This window comes from Citrobacter sp. MGH 55 (genome assembly GCF_016906145.1).
GTDB classification, from domain to species: Bacteria; Pseudomonadota; Gammaproteobacteria; order Enterobacterales; family Enterobacteriaceae; genus Citrobacter_A; species Citrobacter_A amalonaticus.
This window is the reverse complement of the sequence record NZ_CP070239.1, coordinates 4,751,208-4,765,532: the sequence shown is the minus strand read 5'-3', so window position 1 is coordinate 4,765,532 and position 14,325 is coordinate 4,751,208. Positions and strand designations below refer to the sequence as shown.

General features: G+C 54.5%; 13 protein-coding genes. 2 read left to right on the top strand and 11 right to left on the bottom strand.

Translation table 11 applies throughout. The annotated features are described in order from the left end of the window. Positions 1 to 6: 6 nt before the first annotated feature. Together JTI98_RS19915 and JTI98_RS19910 are read right to left on the bottom strand one after the other, a co-directional pair. Entirely contained in the window at positions 7 to 255 is a 249-nt protein-coding gene (locus JTI98_RS19915; RefSeq protein ID WP_046401481.1) for a DUF1158 domain-containing protein, read from the bottom strand. A gap of 69 nt (positions 256 to 324) precedes the next feature. Beyond that, positions 325 to 1,440, bottom strand: coding sequence for a YbdK family carboxylate-amine ligase (locus JTI98_RS19910; protein ID WP_043001485.1), 1,116 nt, complete (start codon positions 1,438 to 1,440; stop codon positions 325 to 327). A gap of 144 nt (positions 1,441 to 1,584) precedes the next feature. On the opposite strand from JTI98_RS19910, the gene JTI98_RS19905 reads away from it, so the two are divergent. Beyond that, positions 1,585 to 2,286, top strand: coding sequence for a GNAT family N-acetyltransferase (locus tag JTI98_RS19905; protein ID WP_216081712.1), 702 nt, complete (start codon positions 1,585 to 1,587; stop codon positions 2,284 to 2,286). A gap of 5 nt (positions 2,287 to 2,291) precedes the next feature. Here the strand turns inward: JTI98_RS19905 and betA are convergent, their stop codons facing one another. The 3 genes from betA to betI are packed head-to-tail and all read right to left on the bottom strand — an operon-like array spanning position 2,292 to position 6,062. After that, positions 2,292 to 3,968, bottom strand: a complete 1,677-nt coding sequence (betA, locus tag JTI98_RS19900) for a choline dehydrogenase (RefSeq protein WP_044326857.1) — start codon at positions 3,966 to 3,968, stop codon at positions 2,292 to 2,294. Between the two features lie 13 nt (positions 3,969 to 3,981). Then, positions 3,982 to 5,454, bottom strand: a complete 1,473-nt coding sequence (betB, locus tag JTI98_RS19895; RefSeq protein WP_043001482.1) for a betaine-aldehyde dehydrogenase — start codon at positions 5,452 to 5,454, stop codon at positions 3,982 to 3,984. 17 nt (positions 5,455 to 5,471) lie between these two features. After that, the gene (gene betI, locus JTI98_RS19890; RefSeq protein ID WP_044326855.1) at positions 5,472 to 6,062 is read right to left on the bottom strand and encodes a transcriptional regulator BetI; all 591 of its coding nucleotides are present in this window, start codon (positions 6,060 to 6,062) and stop codon (positions 5,472 to 5,474) included. Positions 6,063 to 6,188: 126 nt separating this feature from the next. On the opposite strand from betI, the gene JTI98_RS19885 reads away from it, so the two are divergent. Further along, positions 6,189 to 8,222, top strand: a complete 2,034-nt coding sequence (locus tag JTI98_RS19885; RefSeq protein WP_044326854.1) for a choline transporter — start codon at positions 6,189 to 6,191, stop codon at positions 8,220 to 8,222. Between the two features lie 131 nt (positions 8,223 to 8,353). Here JTI98_RS19885 and JTI98_RS19880 read toward each other — a convergent pair whose 3' ends face one another. From JTI98_RS19880 to JTI98_RS19855, 6 genes are read right to left on the bottom strand one after another with little or no spacing between them, the layout of a single operon-like run. Further along, complete coding sequence (locus tag JTI98_RS19880; RefSeq protein WP_044266441.1) at positions 8,354 to 9,139, bottom strand: SDR family oxidoreductase; 786 nt, start codon at positions 9,137 to 9,139, stop codon at positions 8,354 to 8,356. A 35-nt stretch (positions 9,140 to 9,174) separates the two neighbouring features. Further along, positions 9,175 to 9,972: an SDR family oxidoreductase gene (locus tag JTI98_RS19875; protein WP_216081711.1), complete on the bottom strand. Its 798-nt coding sequence runs from the start codon at positions 9,970 to 9,972 to the stop codon at positions 9,175 to 9,177. A gap of 53 nt (positions 9,973 to 10,025) precedes the next feature. Beyond that, positions 10,026 to 11,093: an ABC transporter permease gene (locus JTI98_RS19870; RefSeq protein WP_044256655.1), complete on the bottom strand. Its 1,068-nt coding sequence runs from the start codon at positions 11,091 to 11,093 to the stop codon at positions 10,026 to 10,028. Positions 11,094 to 11,110: 17 nt separating this feature from the next. Beyond that, positions 11,111 to 12,655, bottom strand: a complete 1,545-nt coding sequence (locus JTI98_RS19865) for a sugar ABC transporter ATP-binding protein (protein ID WP_043001476.1) — start codon at positions 12,653 to 12,655, stop codon at positions 11,111 to 11,113. 1 nt (position 12,656) lies between these two features. Then, a complete protein-coding gene (locus JTI98_RS19860) occupies positions 12,657 to 13,277 on the bottom strand; it encodes a DUF2291 family protein (protein WP_216081710.1) in 621 nt (206 codons plus the stop codon). A gap of 43 nt (positions 13,278 to 13,320) precedes the next feature. Then, on the bottom strand, positions 13,321 to 14,256 hold the full coding sequence (locus tag JTI98_RS19855) for a D-ribose ABC transporter substrate-binding protein (protein ID WP_043001474.1): 936 nt from the start codon (positions 14,254 to 14,256) through the stop codon (positions 13,321 to 13,323). Between the last annotated feature and the right edge of the window lie 69 nt (positions 14,257 to 14,325).

Here is a 14,325-nt window from a genome sequence, read left to right as displayed (position 1 = left end):
ACCGGCTTAGTGAGCCAGCGAAAACCAACGACGCCACACGTAGCGAATCACGAAATATTCAACAGCGCCCAGCGCTAAGAACCACAGGCAGAACAGCAGCGTATAGAGCTGGTTGAGATCCATCAGATGAAAGGTCGCAACCAGCTTTTGTGCCAGCACCAGGCCTAGCGAAGGCGCGGGAAGCAGCAGGCAGGAGAGAAAGGCCATCAGCAGAATACCGGCGACGGTCATTAGTGATTCAAGCGGGTGTTTCATGGCAATGTTAAACGTGAGTTAAAAAAGCCATTGTCCGGGATCTTCACCGTTAACGCAAACCGGCGCCGCTTACCCGGCCCAAATCTCACAATGTTTTTTCACCAGCCCGATGAGCGATCCGCCATCGCTGACAAACTCACGCATTTTCTGTGCTTCGCTGGCACCCTGTTTAACCTGCCGGGTCAGGGCTTCAATCGCGCTTGCAGCGCCGACTTTATCAGCGGACGGCGCAACTTTTTCCAGCAGGCGCAGCGTGTCCTCTGAAAGCGAATGATGGTCGCCGGTATGCACGTCGGTCAGAATCCCCTCCAGCCCGTAGCGACAGGCCTGAAAACGGTTGAATTTATACAGCAGATAGTCACGCTCCTGATGTTTAAACGGTCGTTCCGTCAGTAGCCAGTGCGCGGTTGCCTGAATTAAACCGGCCATGTTGATCGCATGGCTGAGGGTGAGCGGCGTATCCATCACCCGCACTTCGACCGTGCCAAAATGCGGGCTGGGGCGAATATCCCAGTGTAAATCTTTAATGCTGTCGATCATGTTTGTATAGCTGAGACGACGGAATAACCCTTCAAACTCCTGCCAGTTGCTGACCCACGGCATGGGGCCGTTATCCGGAAAACCAGAGAAGATATTCAGCCGCGACGAGGCAAAGCGGGTGTCGGAACCCTGCATATAAGGTGAAGCCGCCGAGAGTGCAATAAAATGCGGGACAAAGTGCGACAGCCCGTGCAGCAGGTAAATCGCATCATCTCCGCTGGCGCAGCCGACGTGGACATGCTGGCCAAATACGGTGGCCTGCTGAATGAGATAGCCAAAGTTTTCCAGCGTGCGTTGATAGCGTTCGTTATCGCATACTTCCTGGCGCTGCCATTTCTGAAACGGATGCGTACCACCGCCGCAAATTTCGAGGTGATGGTTAGCCGCCGCTTGCAGGATCACCTGTTGCATCGCGGAAAACTGTGCCGCCGCCTGATCGATACTGTGGCAAACGTCAGTCGCCATCTCCAGCATGCTTTCGGTGATATCGTGCTTCACTTCGCCGGCGTGCACCCGGTCTTTCACTGCGGCAATCAGCGTCGAAGAGTCCTGGCTCAGATCATATCCCGGCGGATTAACCACCTGCATTTCCAGTTCAATGCCGAGGGTGTACGGTTCAGAGACGTGAAAATCGGGTAGTGGCATAGTGTTCGCTTCTCCTTTGATTTGTCAGATGAGTATAGAAGTGAGCGCGGGTTTCGGCGTGGTGGAAGAAATCTGAATCCGGTGCTTTGAAGGCGCATCGGGAACTGCTATAACCAAATTTTATCCTTGTGTAAGGAGTAATCGGTGCCGGAAATCAATGAATACGGTCAGACGGTGGGCGATGCGCTACCGGACTGGCATGGCGCGTCCGTTCTGCAACGGACGGTGCTGGAAGGTCGCTGGTGTCGCCTTGAGCCGCTCGATCCTGAACGTCATGCCGCCGATTTGTTCGACGCTTATGCGCAGGCAGACGACGAGCGAGACTGGACGTGGCTGGCAAGCCGTCGACCCGATAGCGTTGCGGCGACGTTCCACTGGCTCAGTGGAAAAGCGAATGATGACGCGCTGGTACCTTTCACCGTGGTGGATATCCGCGCAGAACGTACGGTGGGGTTAGTCTGCTTTATGGCGATCGAACGCGAGCACGGTAGCGTTGAAATCGGCCATGTCACCTGGTCGCCGCGGATGAAAAATAGCGTACTGGGCACAGAAGCCGTCTGGCTGCTGTTGCGCTACGCCTTCGCACAGGGATATCGCCGGGTGGAGTGGAAATGTGATTCTCTCAACCTGGCGTCGCGCCGGGCGGCAGAGCGCCTGGGATTTGTCTTTGAAGGCCGCTTTCGCCAGAAAATTGTCCGCAAAGGCCGCAACCGGGACAGCGACTGGCTATCAATGATTGATGGCGAGTGGCCTGAGTGTGACCGCGCATTGCAGCGCTGGTTAGCGGCGGAGAATTTTGACGCGCAGGGCCAGCAGATCAAAACGCTGGCCCAGTGTCGACAGTAATATGCTTAACGTCGCGCCGGTTTGCGTACCGGCGCGTCGCCTGCCACGTAATAACGCGCTGTACTTTTCGCCAGCGGAGCGCGTCCGCGAATGGCATCGGCAATTTTCTCGCCAATCATAATGGTCGTTGCATTCAGATTGCCGGTGATAATTTGCGGCATGATCGACGCATCCACGACGCGCAGATTCTCAACGCCATGCACTTTCCCTTCACCGTCGACCACTGCCATCTCGTCAAAGCCCATTTTACAGGTGCCGCAGGGGTGAAACGCCGTCTCCGCATGTTCGCGCACAAATGCGTCCAGCTGTTCGTCAGTCTGACACGCGATGCCGGGGCTGATCTCTCGCCCACGGAATTTATCCAGCGCCGGCTGGTTGATGATTTCCCGCGTGATACGAATCGCATCGCGGAACTCCTGCCAGTCTTGTTCTGTTGACATGTAGTTAAACAGAATCGCCGGATGTTCGCGTGGGTCGCGGGATTTCAGATGGACGTGACCGCGGCTCGGCGAGCGCATTGACCCGACGTGGCACTGGAAACCATGTTCTTTCACTGCGTTAGAACCGTTGTAATTGATCGCCACCGGCAGGAAATGGTACTGAATGTTCGGCCAGGCAAAGGCTTCACGGCTGCGGATGAATCCTCCCGCTTCGAAGTGATTACTCGCGCCGATACCGGTTCCGCCAAACAGCCATTCAGCGCCAATCTTCGGCTGATTCCACCATTGCAGAGCGGGGTAAAGCGACACGGGCTCTTTACACTCATATTGCAGGTACATTTCAAGATGATCCTGCAGATTTTCCCCGACGCCGGGCAGGTGGTGAACCAGTGGGATTGCAAAGGCCTTTAACAACGCAGCATCACCCACGCCGGAGCGTTGCAGGATCTGCGGTGAAGCAATCGCCCCTGCGCACAGCAGCACTTCTTTGTTTGCCCTGGCGCGGGTCGGGATCGTGCTGTCGCCTTCCAGCCACTCCACGCCGACGGCTTTTTTGCCGTCAAAGACGATGTGGTCAGTCAGCGCATGGGTCACAATGGTGAGGTTAGGGCGTTTTCTCGCCTGATCCAGGTAGCCTCGCGCGGTGCTGGCGCGCCGTCCCTGAGGCGTGACGGTACGATCCATTGGGCCAAAACCTTCCTGCTGATAGCCGTTCAGGTCGTCTGTCCGCGGATAGCCTGCCTGAACGCCCGCCTCGATCATCGCTTCAAAGAGCGGATTCACGCCCGGTTTTGAGGTGGTCACGCTGACCGGGCCGTCGCCGCCGTGATAGTCATTGGCACCAATATCGCGCGCTTCTGCTTTACGGTAATAGGGCAGGCAGTTGAGGTAACTCCAGTGTTCGAGCCCGGGCGCTTGCGCCCAGTTGTCGAGATCCATTGCATTGCCACGCACGTAGCACATGCCGTTAATCAGCGAGGAGCCACCGAGCCCTTTTCCGCGTCCGCATTCCATCCGGCGGTAGTTCATATGCGGTTCGGGTTCGGTTTCGTAGGCCCAGTTGTAGCGTTTTCCCTGTAACGGAAAGGCGAGTGCCGCCGGCATCTGGGTACGGAAATCCGCACGGTAATCCGGGCCGCCCGCTTCCAGCAGCAGAACGGTGGTATTGCTGTCTTCTGTCAGTCGTGTAGCCAGTACGTTACCGGCAGAGCCGGCACCAATAATGATGTAGTCAAAATGCAATGAAACCTCCTGGTTAAAATACGGACTGGAAGGGGGCCATCTCGAGCTGGATGGACTTCACCTGGGTGTAGCTTTGTAGCGTCATCAGGCCATTTTCGCGGCCAATACCGGAATGTTTGTAGCCGCCAACCGGCATTTCGGCAGGGGATTCCCCCCAGGTGTTGATCCAGCAGATCCCTGCTTCAAGCTGGTGGATGACGCGATGGGCGCGGTTGAGATCCTGAGTGACCACACCCGCCGCCAGACCGTAATCAGTGTCGTTGGCGCGACGAATAACCTCGTCTTCACTCTCGTAAGTCAGAATGGACATCACCGGTCCAAAGATTTCCTCGCGCACGATGGTCATATCGTCGCGGCAGTCGGTAAACACCGTTGGCGCGACCCAGGCTCCCTCATCGAACGCGTTTCCCGTCAGTACCTCTCCGCCGCACAGCAGCGTTGCACCTTCTTTTTTACCGCTTTCGATATAGCGCAGGACGTTTTCGCGATGCGCAAAGCTGACCAGCGGGCCAAAATTGGTAGCGGGATCAAACAGATCGCCTGCGCGGATCCGCGCCACGCGGGACAAAATGGTCTGCTCAAACGCACTTTTCATCCGCGCCGGAATGAACACGCGGGTTCCGTTGGTGCAGACCTGACCGGAGCTATAGAAATTTGCCATCATCGCGATGTCTGCGGCGAGATTAACGTTAGCATCCTCGAAAACGATCAGCGGCGATTTGCCGCCCAGCTCCATTGTCACCGCTTTCAGCGACGAGGCGGCCGCGTTTGCCATCACTTTTTTACCGCTGGCGACGCCGCCGGTGAAGGACACTTTGGCGATGCCCGGATGGTCAGTCAGATAGTGGCCCGTTTCTGCGCCTTCGCCCGGCAGGACATTAAAGACGCCGTCCGGCAGACCCGCTTCGCTGTAGATTTCTGCCAGCTTCAGGGCAGTCAGCGGGGTGACTTCGCTGGGTTTGAAGATCATCGCATTACCCGCCGCCAGCGCCGGTGCGGATTTCCACAGCGCGATTTGAATCGGGTAGTTCCATGCGCCAATCCCGGCGACAACGCCCAGCGGCTCGCGGCGGGTGTAGACGAACGCGGTCTCGCGCAGCGGGAGTTGGCTCCCTTCCAGCGCGGGAATCAACCCGGCGTAGTATTCCAGTACGTCTGCGCCGGTGACGATATCGACGCTGGCGGTTTCGCTGAACGGTTTGCCGGTATCCAGCGTTTCCAGTCTCGCCAGTTCATCATTGCGTTCGCGCAGAATCTCCACAGCACGGCGCAGAATGCGCGAGCGTTCCATGGCGGTCATCGCCGCCCAGATTTTTTGTCCGCGCTGAGCGCTTTTTACCGCGCGGTCGACATCCTCACGGCCTGCGGCCTGTACGGTGGCCAGAATCTCGCCACTGGCAGGGTTGATCGTCTCGAAAGTCCGACCGCTGGTGGCGGCGGTATAGCCACCATCAATGTAAAGCTGTTGTTCTGCCATTCGGGACATGCATTCTCCTCGGTGAGTCAGTGGCTTTTGGGTAAGTGCTGCCTGATGAAATGGGTGGTCAGCGCTTGCGCAAGACTGAGATTAAACGGCTTACCGCTTAGCGCGGCGCGTAGCCACAGCCCGTCGATCAGCGCCGCAAGTCCATAGCCCGCCTGCTGCGCCTGTTCACGCGGCAGTTCGCGCGTAAATTCGTACACAATGTTCGACAACAGACGTTTACTGGCGACCTGTTGCAGGCGATACAGCATCGGCTGGTGCATGCTGCTGGCCCAGAATGCCAGCCAGGCCTTCATTGCGGCGTGGCTTATCTGGGTCTCGTCAAAGTTTCCCGCCACGATGGCGCGCAATCGCAACTCGGCGCGTGCTCCCTGTAACGCATGGAGTCGATGCAAAACGGCATAACGCAGCTGGCTGGTGATGTCGCGCATCGTTGCCTCCAGCAATCCATTCTTATCCTTAAAGTAATGGCTAATGATCCCGGTTGAAACACCGGCACGACGGGCGATTTGCGCAATCGTCGCATCGTGCATCCCGACTTCATTAATCGCTTCCAGCGTAGCGTCGATCAGCTGTCTGCGCCGAAGGGTTTGCATCCCCAGTTTGGGCATGTTGCGGCTCCATTCATCAGTAATGTTTATGTATTTAACCTTTTATTGATTGAACGTTCAATATAAATGTGTCTTAATTGTTGCGAATTTGATTTCAAATAGTTACAAGAAAAGTGAGGATAATTGATGTCAGACCTTCCGCAGAGCAGAGAAAAGGACAAAATCAATCCGGTGGTGTTTTACACCTCCGCCGGGCTGATTTTGTTGTTTTCCCTGACCACCCTCTTTTTTAGTGATTTCTCCGCCGTCTGGATTGGCCGGACCCTGAACTGGGTCTCGAAAACCTTTGGCTGGTACTACCTGCTGGCGGCCACGCTGTACATCGTCTTTGTTGTTTTCATTGCCTGTTCGCGTTTTGGCTCGGTAAAGCTCGGCCCGGAGCAGTCGAAACCGGAGTTCAGCCTGCTCAGTTGGGCGGCCATGCTCTTTGCTGCCGGGATTGGTATCGACCTGATGTTCTTCTCTGTGGCGGAGCCGGTGACGCAATATATGCAGCCACCCGAAGGGGCAGGGCAGACCATTGAAGCGGCGCGCCAGTCGATGGTCTGGACGTTGTTCCACTACGGCCTGACCGGCTGGTCGATGTATGCCCTGATGGGCATGGCGCTGGGTTACTTTAGCTATCGCTATAACCTGCCGCTGACCATCCGTTCTGCGCTGTATCCGATCTTCGGTAAACGCATCAACGGACCGATTGGGCATAGTGTCGATATCGCCGCTGTCATCGGAACTATTTTTGGTATCGCCACGACGCTGGGTATTGGTGTGGTTCAGCTCAACTACGGTCTGAGCGTGTTGTTTGATATCCCGGATTCGATGGCGGCGAAAGCAGCGCTGATTGTCTTGTCGGTGGTGATCGCCACGATTTCGGTCACTTCCGGGGTGGATAAGGGCATCCGCGTACTTTCAGAGCTTAATGTTCTGCTGGCGTTGGGGCTGATCCTGTTTGTGCTGTTTATGGGCGACACCTCGTTCCTGCTCAACGCGCTGGTGCTCAATGTGGGCGACTATGTGAATCGCTTTATGGGGATGACGCTCAACAGCTTTGCGTTTGATCGCCCGGTTGAGTGGATGAATAACTGGACGCTATTTTTCTGGGCGTGGTGGGTGGCATGGTCGCCGTTTGTCGGTCTGTTCCTCGCGCGGATCTCACGTGGGCGTACCATCCGTCAGTTTGTCTTCGGTACGTTGATTATTCCGTTCACCTTTACTCTGCTGTGGCTGTCGGTGTTCGGCAACAGCGCGTTGTATGAAATTATCCACGGCGATGCGGGCTTTGCCCAGGAAGCGATGGTGCATCCGGAGCGCGGATTCTATAGCCTGCTGGCACAATATCCGGCATTCACGTTTAGCGCTTCCGTCGCTACCATCACCGGTCTGCTGTTTTATGTGACGTCAGCCGATTCCGGCGCGCTGGTGCTGGGAAACTTCACCTCGAAGCTGAAGGATATCAACAGCGATGCGCCAAACTGGATCCGTATCTTCTGGTCGGTGGCCATCGGGCTGCTGACCCTGGGAATGCTGATGACGAACGGAATTTCAGCCCTGCAGAACACGACGGTGATCATGGGCCTGCCGTTCAGCTTTGTGATTTTCTTTGTGATGGCCGGGTTGTATAAATCGCTCAAGGTTGAAGATTATCGCCGCGAGAGCGCCAGCCGCCATACCGCGCCGCGACCCATGGGAACGCAGGATCGACTGAGCTGGAAAAAACGCCTCTCGCGGCTGATGAACTATCCCGGCACACGCTACACCCGCGAGATGATGAAAACAGTCTGTTATCCGGCGATGGAAGAGGTTGCTCAGGAACTGCGGTTGCGTGGCGCGAGGGTGGAATTGCAAAGTATGCCACCAGAAGAAGGGGACAATCTTGGTCACCTCGACCTGCTGGTGCATATGGGCGATGAACGTAACTTTATCTATCAGATCTGGCCTCAGCAGTATGCCGTGCCTGGTTTCACCTACCGTGCGCGCAGCGGGAAATCGACCTATTACCGACTGGAGACCTTCCTGCTGGAAGGCAGTCAGGGCAATGACCTGATGGACTACAGCAAAGAGCAGGTGATTACCGATATCCTCGACCAGTACGAACGTCATCTGAACTTCATTCATCTCGATCGCGAAGCGCCAGGAAATGGCGTGTTGTTCCCGGGCATGTAGGACGAGCTAAACGAAGAAGTTGCCGTTATGCGGGGAGTTATCCCCGCATATCCGCGAGTCAGGTCTGGATGAGACGGCACCCGCTTAATCGCCTCGCCCGCAGTCTGTCCTGGCTGCGGGCGATTATCTGTCTACCAGCAGATAAATCCGCCATCCACAACGAGATCGACGCCAGTACAGAATGATGCCGCATCGCTGGCGAGGAACAGCGCCGGACCTGCCATCTCCTCCACTTTTGCCATGCGCTGTATTGGTGTCTGACTTTCAAATTCACGTGTCTGATGAACCATCTCAGGACGGGTGTTCATCGGCGTGGCGGTGTATCCCGGGCTGATGGAGTTCACACGAATGCCTTTTTCAATCCATTCCATTGCCAGGCTCTTCGAGAGGTGAATAACCCCCGCTTTAGAACTATTGTAATGCGCCTGTTCAAGGCCTCGGTTGACGATGATCCCGGACATGGAGGCGATGTTGATGATAGATCCGCCGCCGGATTCGAGCATCAGTTCCGCTTCCGCTTTACAGGAGTTCCAGACGCCCGTGAGGTTGATGTCGATAACGCGCTGCCACTGTTCGCTTTCCATTTCCAGGGCCGGGTTGGCGTTGGCAATACCGGCAGCGTTCACCGCGATATCCAGACGACCAAACCGTTCTTTGGTCAGGGCAACGGCGGCGCGAAGGTCGCTAAGCTGACGAACATCTCCCGTATAGAGTGCCGACTGCCCCCCCATCGCGTCGATATGATTAGCGGTCTCTTTCAATCCGCCGTCTTCACGCAGATCAAAACAGACGACCCGTGCACCCGCGCTGGCCAGCGCCCAGGCAATGGTCTGACCGATGCCGCTACCTGCGCCCGTGACGAAAGCGACGCGTCCTTGCAGGTTAAACAGTTGTTGAGCAAAATCTTTTGCGATCATAGTGATAACTCTCTTCATCAATACCCTGGCGGGTATTACGACATAATCAGGCCACCATCAATATTGATGGTTTGTCCGGTAAGATAGCGCGCATCGTCAGAGGCCAGGAAGGCGACCAGTCCGGCGACGTCCTCGGGTTTACCGGCGCGTTTCATGGGGATGCCCTTAACCCACTCCGCCATCAGTTCACCTTTGCCATAGCGTTTTTCATCGGTACTGAGGATCTCGCCCCATACGCGGTCGTTGTAATCCCACATTTCGCTTTCGATGATCCCTGGACAGAAGGCGTTAACGGTAATGTTCCACGGGGCCAGTTCATGCGCCAGGCTCTGCGTGATACCAATCACCCCCATTTTGCTGGCGGCATAGTGCGGGGTGTAAATGAAGCCCTGACGTCCCTGACCGGAAGAGGTGTTAATCAGACAGCCATGGTTCTGTTTCACCATATATTTCGCCGCTTCCCGGCAGCAGAGCCACACCCCCGTGGTATTGACGGCAAGGGTTTTTTCAAAATCAGCTTTTGGCATCCGGTCAAAGTAATCGATGGTGATCACACCAGCGTTCTGGATGGAGACGTCAATCGTGCCAAAGCGCGCAGCGGCTTGCTCATACAGCACCTGTACCTGCTCTTCGTTAGTGACATCAACCTGCAAAGATAAAATATCAGCCTGGTAGCGCTGGCGCAGTTGCTCTGCCGTTTCGTGAACGCGCTCCGCGTTGGAGACCATCACCAGGTTTGCGCCGTCCCGGGCGAAACGTTCGGCGATACCTGCGCCAATTCCCCGGCATGCCCCGGTGATGACGACCGTCTTACCATGAAAATCACGTTGCATATTTCTTTCCCCTGTATAAGCCGGACAGGTGATGCCCGGCGGAGTGATGCTACTTAACTGGATACGGTATTCGCTGAGGGTGCTGTCGTCTGTTTTTCTTCATGGCGACGCATCAGAATGACTTTGTTCTGTAGCTTTTGCTGGAACTGGTCGACAACCACGGCGGTGACGATAACGACACCTTTAATGACCATTTGCCAGAAATCGCTGACGCCCATCATCACCATGCCATCGGCCAGAAAGACGATGACGAAGGCCCCGATGATAGAACCGGATACCCGTCCGCGACCGCCAGCGAGCGCGGTTCCGCCCAGGACGGTGGCGCCGATGGCGTCCATCTCAAACATGTTGCCGGTCATCGGGTGCGCTGTTTGTAGCTGAGACGCGACAATCAACCCAACAAAGGCAGCGCACAATCCGGAGAAGGCGTACACGAAAATTTTCGCTTTGACGATCGGCACACCGGCCAGACGCGCTGCGGATTCGTTACCGCCGATCGCGTAGATATAGCGGCCAAGCGGGGTTTTGGTGGTGATCCAGTAGCCCAATACCAGGAAGGCAATCATTAGCCAGATTGGCAGGTAAATCCCGAGCAGCGTGCCGGAACCCAGCGTAGCAAAACCGGTATTTCCCAGCGCTTCCATACCGTTAAGGTTGGGGTAGGTGCTACCGTCGTTAAACAGCAGGGCAGATCCCCTGGCAACGTACATCATGCCGAGAGTACAAATGAAAGGAGCCACACCAAAGCGGGTGATGACGGCGCCATTTACGAACCCGACGAGAACGCCGAAGATGGCGACACAGAGGATCACTTCCGCTACGTTGAAGAAGATGATGTTACCGCCCCAGATGGGCAAGCCATTGGTGAGTAATGCTCCCGCCACCATGCCGCAGATGCCTGCAACGGCGCCGACCGACAGATCAATGCCCCCGGTGAGGATCACCAGCGTCATTCCAATTGCCAGTAAGCCGGTAATCGCAACGTGCTGGGTCATAATCAGCAGGTTAGATGTGGTCAGGAAATTCGGTACCATCACGCTGAAGAATGCGATGACCAGCAGCAGCGCGATAAACGTTCTGGCCTTCAGCAGGTACATGTAAATCATATATTTCTGGTTCATGATGGATTCCAGCCTGATTAATCTTGCGGTGTAGAAGCCGCGATCAACTTCTCGCGGGTGACTGCATGACGGGGGACATCAGCGGTGATCCGGCCATCAGCCATCACCAGAATACGGTCCGCCAGCGCCATCACTTCGTCCAGCTCTGATGAAGAAAACATCACTGCCAGCCCCTGTTGCGCCATTTTGCCGATAAGGTGATACACGTCGGTTTTCGCCCCTACGTCGATGCCGCGGGTCGGTTCATCGAGGAACACCACCTGCGGCTGTGTCATCAATGCTTTACCCAGTACCACTTTTTGCTGGTTTCCACCGCTGAGTGAGGTGATGGGCAATGCAGGATCGCTGACTTTGATGGCAAGTTGCTGAATCATCTCCTTCACGCTGGTCTGCTCTTTATGCGGATTCAGCCATTTCCAGGCCCGACGAAAACCCTGCAGGCTGAGGTCAGAGAGCGTCATATTGGATTGAATCGACATCATCTGAACGACGCCTTCGCCCTGTCTATCTTCCGGCACCAGCGCAAGCCCTTTCTTAAGTCGAGACTGAAAGTGGGCTTTATCGATACACTCACCGTTGAGTTGAATGCTACCGCTCTGGCAGGGCATCAGACCCACCAGTCCTTTGAACAACTCGGTGCGTCCGGCACCCAGCAGACCGTAGATCCCAATCACCTCGCCTTTATTCAGGCTAAACGACACGTCATTGAGCTTATAGCCGCCGCTGGAGTGAAGCGCGGTCAGCCCCCGCACGTCGAGAACCGTATTGCCTTGTGGAGCCGGTTGATAATCGAAGTGTTTTTTCTTATCGCCCACCATCTGTTCGATGATCCACGGAATGCTGGCATCACTGACCGGACGCTCGCTGATAAAGCGACCGTCGCGGAAAATAGTGATGTAGTCGCCAATTTCCATGAGCTCTTCCAGCCGATGGGAAATATAGATAATGGTGACGCCGCGTCGTTTGAGTTGCTCAATCACGTTGAACAGGATTTTGACTTCAGACTGACTCAGCGCAGAGGTGGGTTCATCCATGATTAAGACGCGCGTATCTTTTGAGAGCGCGCGGGCAATCTCGACCAGTTGCTGGTGGCCGATCCCCAGTTCTTCTAAGGGTGTGTATGGATCAACATCCAGTTCCAGTCGCTTTAGAAGGCTTTGTGCCAACGCGTACTGGTATTTTTCGTTAATTTTCCCTTTCTGAAAAAACTCGTTAGCCATGAAAATATTATCCATGACATTCATATTCGGGAATAAATTCAACTCCTGAAAAATAATACTGATACCCAATTTTTCAGCCTGATGCGTCGAATTCATAGAAACAGGTGTACCATCCAGAAAAATTTCACCGGAGGATGGAGTTTCGACACCAGCAAGCATTTTCATCATGGTGGATTTACCCGCACCATTTTCTCCGATCAGAACATTCACTTTATTCCGATATACCCGATAATTGACGTTATCTAATGCCACCACGCCAGGATAGACACGCGACAGGCTGCGGGTTTCGATAATGACTTCCGATTCGACGGGTTGGGGAGTGACGATATCTTGCTGTTGCATGTTATTGTCCTCCTGCAGGTTCAATTTTTGCGGGCGTAATATCAGGGACCGTCTGAGGAATATCCCAGGCGGAAAATACACCGTACACTTGCGCCGATTCGCCGGTTTTAAGTTGGGCCGTCTGAATCATTTTTATCGCCTGGTCGTTAATCGCACGACCATACTCGCCAAATAACACCTGGTCGTTAAAATCGCCGTAAGTCGCGCCCTTATAAGCATCACGTAATTGCGTACCGCGTAATGTTGGACCAATCTGAACAATAATATTGCTGCCGCTTTTGTCCGCGATGGTCATTTTTCCACTCCGGGAAGCGGTATCGATCGTGCCAATATTGCCTTCAACCTTTACGTAAAAGATGCAGGGGTTCTCTTCCTGAGAACGATAGCCCAGTTTTTTACAGGCACTATCGAAGTCTTTCTCGGCCTGTAAAGCAGCTATTAAATCTGCCACCGGACGAGCCTGCCCAACAATTTGCGGCACAATTTTGTTTTGCCACGTCTGGTCTATATTGGCCATATGGGGATTTGGCGGAGATTTCAGATCCGCAAGCTCCTGCTGCGAGACAATGCGGCATCCGCCCACGGTCAATACCACCAGCGCCAGCCAGGCTTTTTTAGACATAATGTTCTCCTCTGCGCCTCCGCAGAGGCGCAACTACCCGAGATCAGGACTTGATATTGAAATCCTGTACTTTATCTGCGTTATCTTTGGTGATGAGAATGCCGCGGAACATGACGCGTTGTTTCTCTGGTTTCACGCCTTTTTGCAGGTAGTTATCCAGATCGGTCACGCCCTGTGCGGCGATCGCCTGTGCCTGCAGCATGACAGTCGCCTGTAAGGTACCGGCTTTCACCGCATCGCGTTCATCGTTGCTACCATCGATACCGACGACCACAACGTCATTGCGGTTTGCGGCTTTCAACGCGGCGATAGCACCCAGCGCAACAGGACCGTTACCGCAGATGACGCCTTTCACATCCGGGTGGGCTTGCAGAATACTGTCCATAATTCGCTTACCGTCGATAAGCGTCCCTTTAGCATCTTGTCTGGCGACGCTGACCATGTCCGGGAACTGGTCAATCACCTGGTGGAAAGATTTAGAACGGGTAACGCAGTTATTATCGGCGAGGTTACAAGTCAGCTCAGCGTATTTCCCTTTTTCCCCCATTTTCTCAACAAAAACGTTGGCAACTTCAGAACCTGCCTGGAAGTTATTATGGGTAATTTGCACCAGCGCCACATCATCTACGGGAATTTCGCGGTTAATTAATATGACGGGAATACCGGCTTTCTTCGCTTTTTCAATGGCGGCGACGCTGGCCGTTGAATCCGCATTATCCAGAATGATGCCCTGAACTTTTTTGCCGATAGCGGTATCAATCAATTCATTCTGTTTTTTGACATCTTCGCTGTGCGACAAAATGGTGGTTTTGTAGCCTAACTCCTGGGCTTTTTCACTGGCGCCTTTGGCTTCTGACGCGTAATACGGATTATCCAGTGAATTCACCATAATCATAATTGTCCCTTTTTCTGCCGCATGGGCAGAAAAAGACAAAGCAGTCAGGGTTGCAGCGGTTAACAGCGTTAAACGTAATTTCATGACAATGTTCTCTCTGTGTTGTTATTGTCGGGTACGGTGAAACAACGTAAAGCATGAATTCTTGTAAAA